Below are 17,841 nucleotides of genomic sequence, written 5' to 3' on the forward strand. Positions count from 1 at the left end.
GGCAAGTCCGCCAGAGTCAGCGAGAACAGCGGAAAAGTCCTGGTCAGCCTCCGCCAGGGCGGACATTTAGGACATAATGCCCCGGATTTGAGGATGTATTCAGACTCAAACGAGCCCGCGGACGGCGACCGGAGGGCCGGGACGAGCGGCTCGAACGCCTTTTACGCCCGTCACGGAAGCCTCACGCGGCGGCCAGCGCGGCGCGGATCTCCTCCGTGAAGCGGTCGGCCGCCGAGCGCAGCGAACCGATGTCGGGACCGTGCCGCAGCACGCCCCTGCTGACGTTCGGGACGACGTTGCGGACCGCACTCCCGAAGACCCGGGGGAGATCGGCCGGCGTGGCCCCCTGGGCGCCGACGCCGGGCGCCAGCAGCGGACCGTTGATGTCGAGGTCGTACAGCGACAGGTCGCCCAGCGTGGCGCCGACGACCGCCCCGAAGGACCCCAGGGGCTCCTCCCCCACGTTCTCGGCGGCCAGGTGGGCCAGCATCGTCGCGCCGACGTCCCGCCCGTCGGCGCGGACCGCGTGCTGCACCTCGCCGCCCTCCGGGTTCGAGGTCAGCGCCAGCACGAACAGGCCCGTGCCGCTCTCCCGCGCCAGCGCGACGGCCGGGCTGAGCGAGCCGTAGCCGAGGTACGGGGAGACGGTCAGCGCGTCGGAGAACAGCGGTGAGTCCTTGCGCAGGAAGGACTCGGCGTAGGCGGCCATGGTGGAGCCGATGTCGCCGCGCTTGGCGTCCATGACGACCAGCGCGCCGGCGGCCCGCGCCTCCTCGACCGACTTCTCCAGGACGGCGACGCCGCGGGACCCGAAGCGCTCGAAGAACGCGCTCTGCGGCTTCAGGACGGCGATCCGGTCGGCCATCGCCTCGACCACCGTGCGGCTGAACCGTTCCAGGCCGGCCACGTCGTCGTTCAGGCCCCATTCGGTGAGCAGGGAGGCGTGCGGGTCGATGCCGACGCACAGCGGGCCCCGCTCGTCCATCGCGCGGCGCAGACGGGCGCCGAAGGGTTCCAGGGTCATGCGGATCTCCTCACATCGGCGCCGACCGCGTCGGCGAGGGTGGCGTACGGGCTCGTCCGCAGCCGGGCGGCGAGCCCCTTGTGGACTGCGCGGCTCCAGAAGGGGCCCTCGTAGACGAAGGCGCTGTAGCCCTGTACCAGCGTGGCACCGGCCAGGATGCGCTGCCACGCGTCCTCGGCCGTCGCGACGCCGCCGACGCCGACCAGCGTGATGCGGTCGCCCACGCGCGCGTACAGGCGGCGCAGCACCTCCAGGGAGCGGGCCTTCAGCGGCGCGCCGGACAGGCCGCCGGTCTCCTTCACCAGCGAGGGCGAGGACGTCAGACCGAGTCCCTCGCGCGCGATGGTGGTGTTCGTGGCGATGATGCCGTCCAGGCCGAGGTCGACGGCCAGGTCGGCCACCGCGTCGATGTCCTCGTCGGCGAGGTCGGGGGCGATCTTCACCAGGAGCGGCACGCGCCGGGCGGGCACCGCGCGGTCGGCGGCCTCGCGGACGGCGGTCAGCAGCGGGCGCAGCGCCTCGGTCGCCTGGAGGTCGCGCAGGCCGGGCGTGTTCGGGGACGACACGTTGACGACCAGGTAGTCGGCGTACGGCGCCAGCCGCTCGGCCGACTTCACGTAGTCGGCGACCGCCTCGGCCTCCGGCACCGCCTTGGTCTTGCCGATGTTGACGCCCACGACGGTCCGGAAGACCGGGTCGCGGGAGGCGAGGCGGGCGGCGACGGCCAGCGAGCCCTCGTTGTTGAAGCCCATGCGGTTGATCAGCGCGCGGTCCGGCACGAGGCGGAACAGGCGCTTCCTGGGGTTGCCGGGCTGGGCCTCGCCGGTCACCGTGCCGATCTCCACGTGGTCGAAGCCGAGCATCGCCAGGCCGTCGATGCCGACCGCGTTCTTGTCGAAGCCGGCCGCGAGCCCGAACGGGCCGTGCATCCGCAGGCCGAACGCCTCGGTGCGCAGTTCCTTGTGGCGGGGCGCGAGGGCGGCCGCGACGAAGGTGCGCAGCACCGGGACGCGGGCGGCCAGGCGGATCCAGCGGAAGGCGAGTTGGTGGGCCTGCTCAGGGTCCATCCGTTGGAAGAGCAGGCGGAAGAAGAGCTTGTACATGTCTCGGTGTCCTCATGAAGAGGGGGACACCGTTTCCGGTGTCCCCCTCGTGGCTGCTAGTCGCGGGCCGCGGTCAGGTGCTCGGCGTGTTCCTGGAGCGAGCGGACGCCCACGTCGCCGTGGTTGAGCGCGTCGATGCCCTGGACGGCGGCGGCGAGCGCCTGGACCGTCGTCAGGCACGGGACCGACCGCGCCACGGCCGCCGTGCGGATCTCGTAGCCGTCGAGCCGGCCGCCGGTGCCGTACGGGGTGTTGACGATGAGGTCGACCTCGCCGTCGTGGATGAGCTGGACGATGGTCCGCTCGCCGTTCGGGCCGGTGCCGTCGGACTGCTTGCGCACGACGGTGGCGTTGATGCCGTTGCGCTTGAGCACCTCGGCCGTGCCGGACGTGGCGAGCAGCTCGAAGCCGTGCCCGACCAGTTCGCGCGCCGGGAAGATCATCGAGCGCTTGTCGCGGTTGGCGACCGAGATGAAGGCGCGGCCCTTGGTCGGCAGCGGCCCGTAGGCGCCCGCCTGCGACTTGGCGTACGCCGTGCCGAAGACCGAGTCGATGCCCATGACCTCGCCGGTGGAGCGCATCTCCGGGCCGAGGACGGTGTCGACGCCGCGTCCGGAGGTGTCGCGGAAGCGGCTCCAGGGCATCACCGCCTCCTTGACGGAGATCGGCGCGTCCAGCGGCAGCTCGCCGCCGTCGCCGTTCTTCGGCAGCAGGCCCTCTTCGCGCAGCTCGGCGACGGTCGCGCCGAGGGAGATCCGGGCGGCGGCCTTCGCCAGCGGCACCGCGGTCGCCTTCGAGGTGAAGGGGACCGTGCGGGAGGCGCGCGGGTTGGCCTCGAGGACGTAGAGGATGTCGCCGGCCAGCGCGAACTGGATGTTGATCAGGCCGCGCACCCCGACGCCGCGCGCGATGGCCTCGGTGGAGGCGCGCAGGCGCTTGATGTCGAAGCCGCCCAGCGTGATCGGCGGCAGCGCGCACGCCGAGTCGCCGGAGTGGATGCCGGCCTCCTCGATGTGCTCCATGACGCCGCCGAGGTAAAGCTCCTCGCCGTCGTAGAGCGCGTCCACGTCGATCTCGATCGCGTCGTCCAGGAACCGGTCGACGAGGACCGGCCGGGAGGGGCTGATCTCGGTCGACTCGGCGATGTAGGACGACAGCCGGGACTCGTCGTAGACGATCTCCATGCCGCGGCCGCCCAGCACGTACGACGGCCGGACCAGGACCGGGTAGCCGATCTCGTCGGCGATGGCCTTGGCCTCGGCGAAGGTGGTGGCGGTGCCGTGCTTGGGGGCCGGCAGGCCCGCCTCGGCGAGCACCCGGCCGAAGGCGCCGCGGTCCTCGGCGGCGTGGATGGCCTCCGGGGAGGTGCCGACGATCGGCACGCCGTTGTCCTTCAGCGCCTGCGACAGGCCCAGCGGGGTCTGGCCGCCGAGCTGCACGATCACGCCGGCGACCGGGCCGGCCTGCTGCTCGGCGTGCACGATCTCCAGCACGTCCTCCAGCGTCAGCGGCTCGAAGTAGAGGCGGTCGGAGGTGTCGTAGTCGGTGGAGACGGTCTCCGGGTTGCAGTTGACCATCACCGTCTCGTACCCGGCGTCGCTCAGCGCGAAGGACGCGTGCACGCAGGAGTAGTCGAACTCGATGCCCTGCCCGATGCGGTTGGGCCCGGAGCCGAGGATGATCACGGCCGGCTTCTCGCGGGGCGCGACCTCGGTCTCCTCGTCGTAGGAGGAGTAGAAGTACGGCGTCTGCGCGGCGAACTCGGCGGCGCAGGTGTCGACCGTCTTGTACACCGGGCGGATGCCGAGGGCGTGCCGCACCTCACGGACGACGTCCTCGCGCAGGCCGCGGATCTCGCCGATCTGCTGGTCGGAGAAGCCGTGCCGCTTGGCCTCGGCGAGCAGCTCGGGGGTGAGCTCCGGGGCCTCGGCCAGCTCGTCGGCGATCTCCTTGATGAGGAAGAGCTGGTCGACGAACCAGGGGTCGATCTTCGTGTACTCGAAGACCTCCTCGGGGGTGGCGCCCGCGCGGATGGCCTGCATCACGGTGTTGATCCGGCCGTCGGTGGGGCGGACCGCCGCGCGCAGCAGTTCCTCCTTGTCACCGGTCTCGCCGACGAAGGTGAACTGGCTGCCCTTCTTCTCCAGCGAGCGCAGCGCCTTCTGGAACGCCTCGGTGAAGTTGCGGCCGATGGCCATGGCCTCGCCGACCGACTTCATGGTGGTGGTCAGCGTGGAGTCGGCGCTCGGGAACTTCTCGAAGGCGAACCGCGGGGCCTTGACGACGACGTAGTCGAGGGTCGGCTCGAAGGAGGCCGGGGTCTCCCGCGTGATGTCGTTCGGGATCTCGTCGAGGGTGTAGCCGACGGCGAGCTTGGCGGCGATCTTGGCGATCGGGAAGCCGGTGGCCTTGGAGGCGAGGGCCGAGGAGCGCGACACGCGCGGGTTCATCTCGATGACGATGACCCGGCCGTCCTCCGGGTTCACCGCGAACTGGATGTTGCAGCCGCCGGTGTCGACGCCGACCTCGCGGATGATCGCGATGCCGACGTCGCGCAGGATCTGGTACTCGCGGTCGGTCAGCGTCATCGCGGGGGCGACGGTGATCGAGTCGCCGGTGTGCACGCCCATCGGGTCGAAGTTCTCGATGGAGCAGACGACCACGACGTTGTCGTGCTTGTCCCGCATCAGCTCCAGCTCGTACTCCTTCCAGCCGAGGATGGACTCCTCCAGGAGCACCTCGGTGGTCGGCGAGAGGGTGAGGCCCTGCCCGGCGATGCGGCGCAACTCCTCCTCGTCGTGCGCGAAGCCGGAGCCGGCGCCGCCCATGGTGAAGGACGGGCGGACGACGACCGGGTAGCCGCCGAGGGTCTCGACGCCCGCGAGGACGTCGTCCATGGAGTGGCAGATGACGGAGCGGGCGGACTCGCCGTGCCCGATCTTCTTGCGGACCTCCTCCACGACCTCCTTGAACAGGTCGCGGTCCTCGCCCTTGTGGATCGCCGCGACGTTGGCGCCGATCAGTTCGACGCCGTACTTGTCCAGGACGCCGTTCTCGTGCAGGGAGATCGCGGTGTTGAGGGCCGTCTGGCCGCCCAGGGTGGGCAGCAGGGCGTCGGGCCGCTCCTTGGCGATGATCTTCTCGACGAACTCCGGGGTGATCGGCTCGACGTAGGTGGCGTCGGCGATCTCCGGGTCGGTCATGATCGTCGCCGGGTTGGAGTTGACGAGGATGACGCGCAGGCCCTCGGCCTTGAGCACGCGGCACGCCTGGGTGCCGGAGTAGTCGAACTCGGCGGCCTGGCCGATGACGATCGGGCCGGAGCCGATGACCAGGACGGACTGGATATCGGTGCGCTTAGGCACGCTGGCCCTCCATCAGAGATGTGAAGCGGTCGAACAGGTAGGCGGCGTCGTGCGGGCCGGCTGCCGCTTCGGGGTGGTACTGGACGCTGAAGGCCGGGCGGTCGAGGAGCCGCAGGCCCTCGACCACGTTGTCGTTGAGGCAGACGTGGGAGACCTCGGCGCGGCCGTAGGGGGTGTCGGAGACCTGGTCGAGCGGGGCGTCGACGGCGAAGCCGTGGTTGTGCGCGGTGACCTCGACCTTGCCGGTGGTGCGGTCCTGCACCGGCTGGTTGATGCCGCGGTGGCCGTACTTGAGCTTGTAGGTGCCGAAGCCGAGGGCGCGGCCCAGGATCTGGTTGCCGAAGCAGATGCCGAACAGCGGCGTGCCGCGCTCCAGGACCGCCCGCATGACGGAGACCGCGTGGTCGGCGGTGGCGGGGTCGCCGGGGCCGTTGGAGAAGAACACGCCGTCGGGGTTCACGGCGTAGACGTCCTCGACGGTCGCGGTCGCCGGGAGCACGTGCACCTCGATGCCGCGCTCGGCCATGCGGTGCGGGGTCATGCCCTTGATGCCCAGGTCGACGGCGGCGACGGTGAACTTCTTCTCACCGATCGCCGGAACGACGTACGCCTCCTTGGTGGCCACCTCGGCGGACAGGTCGGCGCCCTGCATCTCGGGGACCTGGCGGACCTCGGCGAGCATGGTGCCCTCGTCGGGCAGCGCCTGGCCGGAGAAGATGCCGACGCGCATGGCGCCGCGCTCGCGCAGGTGGCGGGTGAGCGCGCGGGTGTCGATGCCGCTGATGCCGACGACGCCCTGGTGGCGCAGTTCGTCGTCGAGGGAGCGGCGGGAGCGCCAGTTGGACGGCACGCGCGCGGGGTCGCGCACGACGTATCCGGCGACCCAGATGCGCTTGGACTCGGGGTCCTCGTCGTTGACGCCGGTGTTGCCGACGTGCGGGGCGGTCATCACGACGACCTGGCGGTGGTACGACGGGTCGGTGAGGGTCTCCTGGTAGCCGGTCATGCCGGTGGAGAACACGGCTTCGCCGAAGGTCACCCCCACGGCCCCGTAGGCGCGGCCGCGGAACATCCGGCCGTCCTCCAGGACGAGTACGGCGGGAACCCTGGCAGCTCCCCTGGTGGAGGTTGTCATCGTGCGCCTTCCGTCTTGTTGATCATCTCGTTCAGGGTGTCGACCCACTCGGTGTGCTCGGCCGCCCGGTCGGAGCGGAACCCGGAGTCGATCAGCCGCTCGCCGTGCGCCCAGGTCACCACGAGCAGGCCGCCTTCGGTCAGGACCTTGCCGGCGATGCCCTTGTCGAGGCGGGCCCCACGCAGCTGTGCGGCCGGGACGAAGAAGTCGCTCGCGCCGGGGCGTACGACGTCCAGTCCCGCGTCCGTCAGCGTGAGCTCGGCCAGGCTGCGGGTGCCGAGGCCGTGCGCCACGATCCGGTCGAGCCACTGTCCGGCGGTGGTGGAGCCGTGGTAGCGGCCGCTCATGGTCAGTTTCGCCGGGCCCGGGTCTTCCGGCGCGCCGGGCAGCTCGGGCAGGTCGCCCTGGAGCGTGCCGCGCCACTTCCAGCCCTCGCGCATCAGCCAGTAGACGAGCGCGACGAACAGGGCGAGGCCGACGAGCCAGCCGATGCGGGCGGCCCAGTCGGTGACCTCGGCCGACTTCTTCCCGGCCGCGAGCAGGATTACAGGTGTCACGTGAGCTTCCCGTCGACGAGGGTGGCCTTGCCCCTCAGCCACGTGTGCGTCACACGGCCCGGCAGCTCACGCCCCTCGTACGGGGTGTTGCGGCTGCGCGAGGCGAAGCCCGTGGGGTCCACCGTCCCACGGTATGCCGTGTCGACGAGGGTGAGGTTGGCGGGCTCACCAGCCGAGACGGGACGCCCGTGCCCGATGGCCCGCCCGATCCTGGCGGGCGCGAAGGACATGCGGTCGGCGACCTGGGCCCAGTCCAGCAGGCCCGTCTCCACCATCGTCTCCTGGACCACCGACAGCGCGGTCTCCAGCCCGACCATGCCCATGGCGGCCGCGGCCCACTCGCAGTCCTTGTCCTCGTGCGGGTGGGGGGCGTGGTCGGTGGCGACGATGTCGATCGTGCCGTCGGCGAGCGCCTCGCGCAGCGCGTGCACGTCGCGCTCGGTGCGCAGCGGCGGGTTGACCTTGTAGACCGGGTTGTAGGTGCGCACCAGCTCGTCGGTGAGCAGCAGGTGGTGCGGGGTGACCTCGGCGGTGACGTCGATGCCGCGGGACTTCGCCCAGCGGACGATCTCGACGCTGCCCGCCGTCGACAGGTGGCAGATGTGGACGCGGGAGCCGACGTGCTCGGCGAGCAGCACGTCCCGCGCGATGATCGACTCCTCGGCGACGGCGGGCCAGCCGCCGAGGCCCAGCTCGGCGGAGACGACGCCCTCGTTCATCTGCGCGCCCTCGGTCAGCCGCGGCTCCTGCGCGTGCTGGGCGACGACGCCGCCGAAGGCCTTCACGTACTCCAGCGCCCGGCGCATGATCACCGCGTCGTCGACGCACTTGCCGTCGTCGGAGAAGACGGTGACGCCGGCGGCCGACTCGTGCATGGCGCCCAGCTCGGCGAGCTTCTTGCCCTCCAGGCCGACGGTGACCGCGCCGATGGGCTGCACGTCGCAGTAGCCGTGCTCCTGCCCGAGGCGGTAGACCTGCTCGACGACGCCGGCGGTGTCGGCCACCGGGAAGGTGTTGGCCATGGCGAACACGGCGGTGTAGCCGCCGCTCGCGGCGGCGCGCGTGCCGGTCAGCACGGTCTCGGAGTCCTCGCGGCCCGGCTCGCGCAGATGCGTGTGCAGGTCGACCAGGCCCGGCAGCAGCACCTTGCCGGCCGCCTCGACGACCTCGGCGCCGTCCGCGCTCAGTCCCACGCCCACCTCGGCGATCGTCTCGCCGTCGATCAGCACGTCCTGCGACTCGCCGCCGAGCACCTTCGCACCACGGATAAGGATCTTGCTCATGGGTCTTACTTCTCCTCGGTACGGGTGTGGGTGACGGCGGGCTCGTTGCCTCCGAGCAGCAGGTACAGGACGGCCATCCGGATGGACACTCCGTTCGCGACCTGCTCGACGGCGGTGCAGCGGCCGGAGTCGGCGACCTCGGCGGTGATCTCCATGCCGCGGACCATCGGCCCGGGGTGCATCACGATCGCGTGCTCGGGCATCCGCGCCATGCGGTCGCCGTCGAGGCCGTAGCGCCGGGAGTACTCGCGCTCGGTCGGGAAGAAGGCGGCGTTCATGCGCTCGCGCTGGACGCGCAGCATCATCACCGCGTCGGACTTGGGAAGCGTGGAGTCGAGGTCGTACGACACCTCGCACGGCCAGTGCTCGACGCCGACCGGCACCAGGGTGGGCGGGGCGACCAGGGTGACCTCGGCGCCGAGGGTGTGCAGCAGGTCGACGTTGGAGCGGGCGACCCGGCTGTGCAGGACGTCGCCGACGATGGTGATCCGCTTGCCGGACAGGTCCTGGCCGAGGCCGGCGTCCCGGCCGACCAGGCGGCGGCGCATGGTGAACGCGTCGAGCAGCGCCTGGGTGGGGTGCTGGTGGGTGCCGTCGCCGGCGTTGATGACGGCGGCGTCGATCCAGCCGGAGTTGGCGAGGCGGTAGGGCGCTCCGGAGGCGCCGTGCCGGATGACCACGGCGTCGACGCCCATGGCCTCCAGGGTCTGGGCGGTGTCCTTCAGGGACTCGCCCTTGGACACGCTGGAGCCCTTGGCGGAGAAGTTGATGACGTCCGCGGACAGGCGCTTCTCCGCGGCTTCGAAGGAGATCCGGGTCCGGGTGGAGTCCTCGAAGAAGAGGTTGACGACCGTGCGGCCGCGCAGGGTCGGCAGTTTCTTGATCGGCCGGTCGGCGACCCGGGCCATCTCCTCGGCGGTGTCGAGGATCAGGACGGCGTCGTCGCGGGTGAGGTCGGCGGCCGAGATGAGATGACGCTGCATCTGTCAGGCTCCGTAAGGCAGTTCAGGAGATTTCGGGCAGGCGGGGGCGCGACTGCGCGCGCGTGCGGCGGTGACGTACGCGCGTGCGCTACTGCTGCGCGCCCGGAGCGGTCCGCTTGGCGCCGAGCAGCACGGTGTCGCGACCGTCCTCCTCGGCGAGCTGGACCTTGACCGTCTCCCGCAACGACGTGGGGAGGTTCTTGCCGACGTAGTCGGCGCGGATGGGCAGTTCGCGGTGGCCGCGGTCGACGAGGACCGCGAGCTGCACCGCGCGCGGGCGCCCGATGTCGTTCAGGGCGTCGAGGGCGGCACGGATGGTGCGGCCGGAGAAGAGCACGTCGTCGACGAGGACGACCAGCCGGCCGTCGAGGCCGTCACCGGGGATCTCGGTGCGGGCCAGCGCACGCGGCGGGTGCATGCGCAGGTCGTCGCGGTACATGGTGATGTCCAGCGACCCGACCGGGATCTTGCGGTCGGTGATCTCCTCGAGCTTCGCGGCGAGCCGCCGGGCGAGGAAGACGCCTCGGGTCGGGATGCCGAGGAGCACCACGTCGTCGGCGCCCTTGGCGCGCTCGACGATCTCGTGGGCGATGCGGGTCAGGACCCGCGCGATGTCGGGAGCCTCGAGAACGGGCCGCGCATCGGATGCTTGGGTGTCCATGGGAAACGGACCTCCTTCTCCGCCTCACGGGACGGACCTTAAAGGACGTCGGATTTGCGCCATCAACGGTAGCAGGCGGACGTGACATCCCTGATCACCCCCCTGGCGTATTCAGCCACCGCCGCCACGGAAGGGTCGGTGTGGACCATTCGGCTTGACGCGCGAGAGTCACGCTGCGTAACCTCACAGTGAGTTACCAGACGCGCGGCGCGGACCCACCGCAGCCGCGTCGACACAGTGTCCGGGGAGCCATATGTCCAGCGAATACGCCAAACAGCTCGGGGCCAAGCTCCGGGCCATCCGCACCCAGCAGGGCCTTTCCCTCCACGGTGTCGAGGAGAAGAGCCAGGGCCGCTGGAAGGCGGTCGTGGTCGGTTCGTACGAGCGCGGCGACCGCGCCGTCACCGTGCAGCGCCTCGCCGAGCTGGCGGATTTCTATGGCGTTCCCGTGCAGGAGCTGCTGCCGGGCACCACTCCGGGCGGGGCCGCCGAGCCGCCGCCGAAGCTGGTCCTGGACCTGGAGCGGCTGGCCACCGTGCCGGCCGAGAAGGCGGGCCCCCTGCAGCGGTACGCGGCGACGATCCAGTCGCAGCGCGGTGACTACAACGGCAAGGTGCTGTCGATCCGCCAGGACGACCTGCGCACACTCGCCGTCATCTACGACCAGTCCCCGTCGGTCCTGACCGAGCAGCTGATCAGCTGGGGCGTGCTGGACGCGGACGCGCGGCGGGCCGTCGCGGCCCACGAGGAGAGCTGAGTCCCGGGCGCCTCAGCAGAAACGTGCCGCCGGGGTGGCCGGAACTTCACGGTTCCGGCTGCCCCGGCGGTTTTCTGTGGCCTTCCACACGTGCGCGGGATACGGCCTCACACACGCGCGCGGGATGAGCCTTAGACACCTGCGCGGAGCACGGCCTTCGACACCTGCGCGGAGCACGGCCTTCGAGACCTGCGCGGGAAACGCCGGAGGGCCCGCGGCGGTCGTGCCGCGGGCCCTCCGGCGTGGTGCGTCGCTGGTGCCCCTCACGCCTCTTCGCGGCGCAGCGAGGGCTTGAGGTCCTTCAGCCGGCCGAGCAGGCCGTTGACGAACGAGGGCGACTCGTCCGTGGAGAACTCCTTCGCCAGCTGCACCATCTCGTCCAGGACGACGGCGTCCGGGGTCTCGTCGACCCAGATCAGCTCGTAGGCGCCCAGGCGCAGGATGTTGCGGTCGACGACCGGCATCCGGTCGAGCGTCCAGCCGACCGAGTACTGCGCGATCAGCTCGTCGATGCGCTTCGCGTGCCCCGCGTAGCCCTCGACGAGCTGCATCGTGTACTCGCTCACCGGCGGCTGACGGGTGTCGGTCCGGGACAGCCGGATCCAGTCCGCAAGAACCGTCAGGACGTCGGCGCCGCGCTGGTCGCCCTCGAAGAGGATCTGGAAGGCGCGCTTGCGGGCCGTGTTGCGGGCAGCCACGGTTAGCTGTTCACCCGGCCGAGGTAGTCGCTCGTACGGGTGTCGACCTTGATCTTCTCACCGGTGGTGATGAAGAGCGGGACCTGGATCTGGTGGCCGGTCTCCAGCGTGGCGGGCTTGGTGCCGCCGGTGGAGCGGTCGCCCTGGACGCCCGGCTCGGTCTCCGCGACCGTCAGCTCGACGGCGGCCGGGAGCTCGACGAAGAGCACCTCGCCCTCGTGCTGCGCGACGGTGGCGGTGAAGCCCTCGATGAGGAAGTTGGCGGCGTCGCCGACGGCCTTGCGGTCGACCATGAGCTGGTCGTAGGTCTCCATGTCCATGAAGACGAAGTACTCGCCGTCCATGTAGGAGAACTGCATGTCGCGCTTGTCGACGGTGGCCGTCTCGACCTTGACACCGGCGTTGAAGGTCTTGTCGACGACCTTGCCGGAGAGCACGTTCTTGAGCTTGGTGCGCACGAAGGCCGGGCCCTTGCCGGGCTTGACGTGCTGGAACTCGACGACGGACCAGAGCTGGCCGCCTTCGAGCTTGAGCACCATGCCGTTCTTGAGGTCGTTCGTGGAAGCCACGGTTGCGGAATCTCCTGGACTGACGTGGACGACCCCGGGGCACGCACCTATAGCGCGAGCAGCTCCTTGGTCGTGATGGTGAGTAGCTCGGGTCCGCCGTCCGCCTCGGGGCGGACGACGAGCGTGTCATCGATCCGGACGCCGCCCCGGCCCGGGAGGTGGACCCCCGGTTCGACGGTGACCGGCACGCAAGCGTCCAGTTTACCCATGGAAGCGGGGGCCAACTGCGGGTCCTCGTCGATTTCGAGTCCGACACCGTGTCCGGTCAGGGCCGGGAGGGCCTCCGCGTACCCCGCCGAGTCCAGGACCTGCCGTGCCGCGCGGTCCACGTCACGGTGGGCGGCACCGGGCGCCAGGGTCTCGCGGCCGGCGCGCTGGGCGGCGAAGACGAGGTCGTACAGCTCGATCTGCCAGTCGGCGGGGGAGGTGCCGATGACGAAGGTGCGGCCGATCTCACAGCGGTAGCCGCGGTACATGGCGCCCAGGCAGACGGAGAGGAAGTCACCCTCCTCGACCCGCCGGTCGGTGGGCCGGTGGGCGCGGCGGCCGGCGTTCGGGCCGGTGGCGACGGAGGTGGGGAAGGCGGGGCCGTCGGCGCCGTGGTCGACGAGGCGGCGTTCGAGTTCCAGGGCGAGGTGGCGTTCGGTGCGGCCGACGAGGATGGACTCCAGCAGCTCGCCGAGGGCCTGGTCGGCGATCTCGGCGCCGATGCGCAGGCAGGAGATCTCCTCCTCGTCCTTGACCACTCTGAGCTGTTCGACCGCGGCTGAGAGGTCCGCGAAGCGCAGCCGCGGCGCGACGGAGGTGAGGGCGCGGTGCCGGGAGACGGTGAGGTGGTGTTCCTCGACGGCGAGCGAGTCGGCGCGCTGGGCCTCGGCCAGCCCGGCGGCGGCGACCGCGGGATCGCCTCCGGCGCCCAGGAGCGTGTGCACGCGCAGCGTCTCGTCGGGGCGCCCCTGCGTGGGGCGGTCGTCCGGCGGGCCGGAGCAGACCAGCAGGTCCTCGGTCCTGCCCAGCAGCAGGACGGAGCCGCGCGGGGCGGCGCCCGCGAGGTAGCGCACGTTGGCGGGGCGGGAGACGAGCGCTGCCGCGTTGCCGGCCGCGTTGCACTGCTCCCTGAGCCGGGTTCGGCGGATGGCGTGCATCTCTGACATGAGATGAGCCTAGGAGCGATGACCGTTTTGTGCCGGTTGGGACGGTGTGAAGGGTGCCGAACGGGGGACGGACCGGCGGACCCCGGCCCGGCGGGCCCGGGCCCTGCAACGCCCGGCCCGGCGGGCCCGGGCCCTGCAACCCCCGGCCCGGCGGGCCCCGGCGGCCGGGGCCCGGGCGGCTACCAGCTCGGGGGGCTGGTGATCGCCCGCGCCAGCACCTCGTCCAGGACCTGGGCGGTCTGCGCCACGTCCAGCTGGGAGTTGTCGATGATCGGCAGTCCCGAGCCGTACCAGCCCGCCATGCGGCCGTGGATGCGGGCGACCTCCTCGTCGCTGAGGCGGCGGTTGCCCGTGCGCTCGGCATTGCGCTCCAGGACGACCTCCAGACCGGGCAGGAGGACCACCGGGAGCAGGCCGGGGCCCACGTGGCGCTTCCAGCCGCCGAGGCCGACGACCGGGCGGTCGGGGAAGACGGCGTCGTCGAGGATGCACGAGATGCCGTTGGCCAGGAAGTTGCGCGCGGCGAATCCGCAGGTGCGGCGGGCCAGGCGGTACTGCGCCTCGGAGCTGTCGTTCCAGCCGGACTGTGGGTCGGCGAAGCCGGAGCGGACCCACTCCCGCACGTCGTCGAGGCTGATGTGGGCGGTGGGGACCCGGCGGTGGTCGGCCCAGTACTTGGCGACGCTCGTCTTGCCGGCGCCCGCCGGGCCGATCAGCAGGACCGCGAGGATCGTGGTGGTCGGATCGGGCGCGGCGGTGGCGGGCGGGGCGCTGGGCATGCCGACCGGGCCGCCGGGCGGCAGCGGGACGTGGCCCGTGGTCTCGGGGACCGGCGGGGCCGGGGCGTGCTGCGGGGCGGGTGGTGCGGCAGCCGGGACCGCGGGCGTCGGAGCCGCGGGCGTCGCGGCGGGGAAGCCCGGTGCCGCGGGCGGCGGGGGCACGGGTGCCGAGCCCTGGTGGGTGCCCGGGGGGTGCTGGCCCGGGTGGTGTGCGGCCGACGACCAGCCGGCGGCCGGTCCGTGCCCCGGCTGGTGGGGCGGCGGCAGCGGAGAACCCACTGCGTGCTGCATCCGGTGCCACTCCGTCTCGTACAGGCAATTGGCGCTGGCCGCGGGGCACGCCCTGCGCGGACCCCGCTCGCTACCGAACGGTACCGTCCCCCGCCGCTGTTCGGTGAAACGGCCGGGGACGGTCCGAAGTGCCCGTCGGAGACAGGGGATTTCGGGTGGCCGGTGTCCGGCCGGGCCTACTGGCCCACTTCGCCGTACGCGGCGACCAGCACGGCCGGGTCGGGGCCCTCCAGGACGGTGGGCTTCGCCAGGCCGTCCAGCACGACGAAGCGCAGCAGGTCACCGCGGGACTTCTTGTCGACCCTCATGTTCTCCAGCAGCTTGGGCCACTGGTCGTGGCGGTAGTGCAGCGGGAGCCCGACGGCCTGCAGGATCGTGCGGTGGCGGTCGGCGGTGGCGTCGTCCAGACGGCCCGCCAGCCGCCCGAGTTCGGCGGCGAAATGCATGCCGACGGCGACGGCCGCGCCGTGCCGCCACTTGTAGCGCTCGTTCTTCTCGATGGCGTGGCCGAGGGTGTGGCCGTAGTTGAGGATCTCACGCAGGCCCGACTCCTTCAGGTCGGCGGAGACGACCTCCGCCTTGACCCGGATGGAGCGCTCGATGAGCTCCGCGGTGTGCGGCCCGGACGGACCGCGGGCGGCCTGCGGGTCGGACTCGATCAGGTCCAGGATCACCGGGTCGGCGATGAATCCGGCCTTGATGATCTCGGCGAGGCCGGAGACGTAGTCGTTGACCGGGAGGGACTCCAGCGCGGCCAGGTCGCACAGCACGCCCGCCGGCGGATGGAAGGAGCCGACCAGGTTCTTGCCCTCGGCGGTGTTGATGCCGGTCTTGCCGCCGACCGCCGCGTCCACCATGGCCAGCACGGTCGTCGGGATCGCGATCCAGCGCACCCCGCGCAGCCAGGTCGCGGCCACGAACCCGGCCAGGTCGGTGGTCGCGCCGCCGCCGACGCCGACGATGACGTCGGAGCGGGTGAAGCCGGACTGGCCGAGCGCCTTCCAGCAGTAGGCGGCGACCTCGGCGGTCTTGGCCTCCTCGGCGTTGGGCACCTGGATGGCGACCGCGTCGAAGCCCTGCCCGGCGAGGTCGGCGCGCAGCGCCTCGCCGGTCTCGGCGAGCGCCTCCGGGTGGATCACGGCGACCCGCTTGGCCTTCGCCCCGATCAACCCGGCCAGCTCGCCCAGGAGCTGACGGCCCACCAGGACCTCGTAGGGCTCGCTGCCCGCGGTGCCGCCGACCTGGATGCGGGTGACTGCCTCGCTCATGCTTCCTTCAACTCCAGTGCGTCCAGGGCGGCTTGGGTGACCTCTTCGGGCGTGCGGCCGTCGGTGGGCACGACGGCCGTGGCGACCTCCTCGTACAGGTGCCGCCGCGCCTCCATCAGCTCCCGCCACTGCTTGCGCGGGTTGACGGCGAGCAGCGGGCGGGCCGCGTTCAGGCCGGTGCGCCTGACCGCCTCCTCGACGTCCATCGAGAGGTAGACGACGCGGCGTCCGGCCAGCAGCGCGCGGGTGTCGGCGTCGAGGACGGCGCCGCCGCCGAGCGCGAGGATGCCGTCGTGCGCGGCCAGCGCGGTGCGCACGGCCTGCTTCTCGAGCGCGCGGAAGACCGGCTCGCCCTCGTCGACGAAGATCTCGGCGATGGCGCGGCCCTGCTCGGCCACGATGTCGTCGTCGGTGTCGCGGTAGGCCACGCCGAGCCGCTCGGCCAGCAGCCGGCCGACGGTGGACTTGCCCACGCCCATCGGCCCGACCAGGACGACCAGCGGCCCGCTCATCGGATCGGGAGGTGGTCGAGGTACGACCGCACGTTGCGGCGGGTCTCGGCCACGCTGTCGCCGCCGAACTTCTCCGCCACCGCGTCCGCGAGGACGAGCGCGACCATGGCCTCCGCCACGATCCCGGCCGCCGGCACCGCGCACACGTCGGAGCGCTGGTGGTGGGCCTGCGCCGGCTCGCCGGTGGCGACGTCGACGGTCTGCAGGGCCCGCGGCACGGTCGCGATCGGCTTCATGGCGGCGCGGACCCGCAGCAGCTCACCGGTGGTCAGCCCGCCCTCGGTGCCGCCGGAGCGGCCCGTCGCCCGCCTGATGCCCTCGGGCGTGGTGACGATCTCGTCGTGCGCCTTCGAGCCCGGCACCCGCGCCAGCTCGAACCCGTCGCCGACCTCGACGCCCTTGATCGCCTGGATGCCCATCAGGGCCGCCGCCAGCCGCGCGTCCAGCTTGCGGTCCCAGTGCACGTGCGAGCCCAGGCCGACCGGCACGCCGTAGGCCAGCACCTCCACGACGCCGCCGAGCGTGTCGCCGTCCTTGTGCGCCTGGTCGATCTCCGCGACCATCGCCTTCGACGCGTCCGCGTCCAGGCAGCGCACCGGGTCGGCGTCCAGCTTCGCGACGTCCGCGGGGGTCGGGTACACACCGCGCGGCGCCCTCGCGCCCGCCAGCTCCACCACGTGGGAGACCACCTCGATGCCGGCCGTCTCCTTCAGGTACGAGCGGGCCACCGCCCCCAGCGCCACCCGCGCCGCGGTCTCCCGGGCGGAGGCGCGCTCCAGGATCGGCCGGGCCTCGTCGAAGCCGTACTTCTGCATGCCCGCCAGATCCGCGTGGCCGGGCCGCGGGCGGGTCAGCGGGGCGTTGCGGGCGAGCCCGGCGAGCACCTCGGGATCGACCGGGTCGGCGGCCATCACCTGCTCCCACTTCGGCCACTCGGTGTTGCCGACCATGATCGCCACCGGGGAGCCGAGGGTCAGACCGTGCCGGACGCCGCCGAGGAAGGTGACCTCGTCCCGCTCGAACTTCATCCGCGCACCGCGGCCATAGCCGAGCCGCCGCCGCGCGAGGTGGTCGGCGACCATCTCCGTGGTGATCGGCACGCCGGCGGGGAGGCCCTCCAGCGTCGCGACAAGGGCGGGACCGTGGGACTCCCCCGCGGTCAGCCAACGCAGCCTGCTCAACGATGCTCCTCAGTGCTCGCGCCCTGGTACTGCCTTGCGTACGCGCGTCCTCGCGTACGGCGACGGCGCGACCAGGTGCGCGGTCCCGGCCCGCCTTCTCCGATCCTCCCACGTCCGGGCCCCGGACCCGGCCGACGGTCCACAAAGCGGACGCGAGCCGGTCAGGTCACGCTCGGGCGGAGCCGTCCCGCGGGCCGGGCCGGCGCGCTCAGGCGCCCGGGTGGCCGGCGCCGCCGCCCTGCCGCTGCCCCTGGGGCGGCGCGTAGGGGCCCAGGTAGTCGGCGCCCCGCCGCTGCCCGTACTGCGCCGCGGCGTGGACCGGCCGTCCCGCGCGCACCGCACGCCGGTGGGCGAGCTTCCGCTTGAGCTTGACGACCCACGAGGCGACGACCGCGAGCAGGACCAGGGCGATCACGGCGACCTGCACCCAGTCGGGCAGGAACCCGAGCAGGGCCTCGAAGATCTGGCCCTTGGCCGACGCGACGGACATGCCTGCGGACACGGAACGCTCCCCCTCCCGG

The 17,841-nt window shown here is 72.0% G+C and carries 17 protein-coding genes; 1 reads left to right on the forward strand and 16 read right to left on the reverse strand.

Annotated features, from left to right (window positions below; genetic code table 11):
- Nucleotides 1-181: 181 nt before the first annotated feature.
- From pyrF to pyrR, 8 genes are all read right to left on the reverse strand, one after another.
- Nucleotides 182-1,024, reverse strand: a complete 843-nt coding sequence (pyrF, locus tag ACH4ZX_RS22605; protein ID WP_398275530.1) for an orotidine-5'-phosphate decarboxylase — start codon at nucleotides 1,022-1,024, stop codon at nucleotides 182-184.
- Nucleotides 1,021-2,127 carry a quinone-dependent dihydroorotate dehydrogenase gene (locus ACH4ZX_RS22610; RefSeq protein WP_398275533.1) on the reverse strand — a complete coding sequence of 369 codons (1,107 nt, stop codon included), beginning with the start codon at nucleotides 2,125-2,127 and terminating at the stop codon, nucleotides 1,021-1,023. Before ACH4ZX_RS22610 ends, pyrF begins: the two co-directional genes overlap by 4 nt.
- Nucleotides 2,128-2,183: 56 nt before the next feature.
- Nucleotides 2,184-5,492, reverse strand: coding sequence for a carbamoyl-phosphate synthase large subunit (gene carB / locus ACH4ZX_RS22615; protein WP_398275536.1), 3,309 nt, complete (start codon nucleotides 5,490-5,492; stop codon nucleotides 2,184-2,186).
- Nucleotides 5,485-6,627 carry a glutamine-hydrolyzing carbamoyl-phosphate synthase small subunit gene (carA, locus tag ACH4ZX_RS22620; RefSeq protein WP_398275539.1) on the reverse strand — a complete coding sequence of 381 codons (1,143 nt, stop codon included), beginning with the start codon at nucleotides 6,625-6,627 and terminating at the stop codon, nucleotides 5,485-5,487. Before carA ends, carB begins: the two co-directional genes overlap by 8 nt.
- Nucleotides 6,624-7,184 carry a hypothetical protein gene (locus ACH4ZX_RS22625; protein ID WP_398275542.1) on the reverse strand — a complete coding sequence of 187 codons (561 nt, stop codon included), beginning with the start codon at nucleotides 7,182-7,184 and terminating at the stop codon, nucleotides 6,624-6,626. Before ACH4ZX_RS22625 ends, carA begins: the two co-directional genes overlap by 4 nt.
- The gene (locus tag ACH4ZX_RS22630; RefSeq protein ID WP_398275545.1) at nucleotides 7,181-8,467 is read right to left on the reverse strand and encodes a dihydroorotase; all 1,287 of its coding nucleotides are present in this window, start codon (nucleotides 8,465-8,467) and stop codon (nucleotides 7,181-7,183) included. The genes ACH4ZX_RS22625 and ACH4ZX_RS22630 overlap by 4 nt, the downstream gene beginning before the upstream one ends.
- A gap of 5 nt (nucleotides 8,468-8,472) precedes the next feature.
- Nucleotides 8,473-9,450, reverse strand: a complete 978-nt coding sequence (locus tag ACH4ZX_RS22635; RefSeq protein WP_351884414.1) for an aspartate carbamoyltransferase catalytic subunit — start codon at nucleotides 9,448-9,450, stop codon at nucleotides 8,473-8,475.
- A gap of 88 nt (nucleotides 9,451-9,538) precedes the next feature.
- Nucleotides 9,539-10,111: a bifunctional pyr operon transcriptional regulator/uracil phosphoribosyltransferase PyrR gene (gene pyrR / locus ACH4ZX_RS22640; protein WP_324788613.1), complete on the reverse strand. Its 573-nt coding sequence runs from the start codon at nucleotides 10,109-10,111 to the stop codon at nucleotides 9,539-9,541.
- Nucleotides 10,112-10,364: 253 nt separating this feature from the next.
- Here pyrR and bldD point away from each other — a divergent pair, with 253 nt between their 5' ends.
- Nucleotides 10,365-10,868: a transcriptional regulator BldD gene (gene bldD, locus ACH4ZX_RS22645; RefSeq protein WP_043498969.1), complete on the forward strand. Its 504-nt coding sequence runs from the start codon at nucleotides 10,365-10,367 to the stop codon at nucleotides 10,866-10,868.
- A 263-nt stretch (nucleotides 10,869-11,131) separates the two neighbouring features.
- Here the strand turns inward: bldD and nusB are convergent, their stop codons facing one another.
- From nusB to ACH4ZX_RS22685, 8 genes are all read right to left on the reverse strand, one after another.
- The gene (nusB, locus tag ACH4ZX_RS22650) at nucleotides 11,132-11,566 is read right to left on the reverse strand and encodes a transcription antitermination factor NusB (RefSeq protein ID WP_351884419.1); all 435 of its coding nucleotides are present in this window, start codon (nucleotides 11,564-11,566) and stop codon (nucleotides 11,132-11,134) included.
- A 2-nt stretch (nucleotides 11,567-11,568) separates the two neighbouring features.
- Nucleotides 11,569-12,135, reverse strand: coding sequence for an elongation factor P (efp, locus tag ACH4ZX_RS22655; RefSeq protein ID WP_324788616.1), 567 nt, complete (start codon nucleotides 12,133-12,135; stop codon nucleotides 11,569-11,571).
- Nucleotides 12,136-12,182: 47 nt separating this feature from the next.
- Entirely contained in the window at nucleotides 12,183-13,289 is a 1,107-nt protein-coding gene (locus ACH4ZX_RS22660; RefSeq protein WP_398275552.1) for an aminopeptidase P family protein, read from the reverse strand.
- A gap of 179 nt (nucleotides 13,290-13,468) precedes the next feature.
- Entirely contained in the window at nucleotides 13,469-14,359 is an 891-nt protein-coding gene (locus ACH4ZX_RS22665) for a Pro-rich N-terminal domain-containing protein (protein ID WP_398275555.1), read from the reverse strand.
- Nucleotides 14,360-14,535: 176 nt separating this feature from the next.
- Nucleotides 14,536-15,627, reverse strand: coding sequence for a 3-dehydroquinate synthase (aroB, locus tag ACH4ZX_RS22670; protein ID WP_398275558.1), 1,092 nt, complete (start codon nucleotides 15,625-15,627; stop codon nucleotides 14,536-14,538).
- Nucleotides 15,624-16,139, reverse strand: coding sequence for a shikimate kinase (locus ACH4ZX_RS22675; RefSeq protein WP_398275561.1), 516 nt, complete (start codon nucleotides 16,137-16,139; stop codon nucleotides 15,624-15,626). Before ACH4ZX_RS22675 ends, aroB begins: the two co-directional genes overlap by 4 nt.
- Complete coding sequence (gene aroC, locus ACH4ZX_RS22680; protein ID WP_398275564.1) at nucleotides 16,136-17,320, reverse strand: chorismate synthase; 1,185 nt, start codon at nucleotides 17,318-17,320, stop codon at nucleotides 16,136-16,138. The genes ACH4ZX_RS22675 and aroC overlap by 4 nt, the downstream gene beginning before the upstream one ends.
- A 208-nt stretch (nucleotides 17,321-17,528) precedes the next feature.
- Entirely contained in the window at nucleotides 17,529-17,822 is a 294-nt protein-coding gene (locus tag ACH4ZX_RS22685) for a hypothetical protein (RefSeq protein WP_398275567.1), read from the reverse strand.
- Between the last annotated feature and the right edge of the window lie 19 nt (nucleotides 17,823-17,841).

This window comes from Streptomyces sp. NPDC020490 (assembly GCF_044335305.1).
In the GTDB taxonomy this organism is placed as follows: Bacteria; Actinomycetota; Actinomycetes; order Streptomycetales; family Streptomycetaceae; genus Streptomyces.

Excerpts from the sequence above, each read along its gene's own strand:
- bldD (WP_043498969.1), top strand. The coding sequence starts at position 10,365 with ATGTCCAGCGAATACGCCAAACAGCTCGGGGCCAAGCTCCGGGCCATC.
- carA (WP_398275539.1), bottom strand. The coding sequence starts at position 6,627 with ATGACAACCTCCACCAGGGGAGCTGCCAGGGTTCCCGCCGTACTCGTC.
- ACH4ZX_RS22660 (WP_398275552.1), bottom strand. The coding sequence starts at position 13,289 with ATGTCAGAGATGCACGCCATCCGCCGAACCCGGCTCAGGGAGCAGTGC.
- aroB (WP_398275558.1), bottom strand. The coding sequence starts at position 15,627 with ATGAGCGAGGCAGTCACCCGCATCCAGGTCGGCGGCACCGCGGGCAGC.
- pyrF (WP_398275530.1), bottom strand. The coding sequence starts at position 1,024 with ATGACCCTGGAACCCTTCGGCGCCCGTCTGCGCCGCGCGATGGACGAG.
- ACH4ZX_RS22610 (WP_398275533.1), bottom strand. The coding sequence starts at position 2,127 with ATGTACAAGCTCTTCTTCCGCCTGCTCTTCCAACGGATGGACCCTGAG.
- ACH4ZX_RS22675 (WP_398275561.1), bottom strand. The coding sequence starts at position 16,139 with ATGAGCGGGCCGCTGGTCGTCCTGGTCGGGCCGATGGGCGTGGGCAAG.
- ACH4ZX_RS22665 (WP_398275555.1), bottom strand. The coding sequence starts at position 14,359 with ATGCAGCACGCAGTGGGTTCTCCGCTGCCGCCGCCCCACCAGCCGGGG.
- ACH4ZX_RS22630 (WP_398275545.1), bottom strand. The coding sequence starts at position 8,467 with ATGAGCAAGATCCTTATCCGTGGTGCGAAGGTGCTCGGCGGCGAGTCG.
- ACH4ZX_RS22635 (WP_351884414.1), bottom strand. The coding sequence starts at position 9,450 with ATGCAGCGTCATCTCATCTCGGCCGCCGACCTCACCCGCGACGACGCC.
- pyrR (WP_324788613.1), bottom strand. The coding sequence starts at position 10,111 with ATGGACACCCAAGCATCCGATGCGCGGCCCGTTCTCGAGGCTCCCGAC.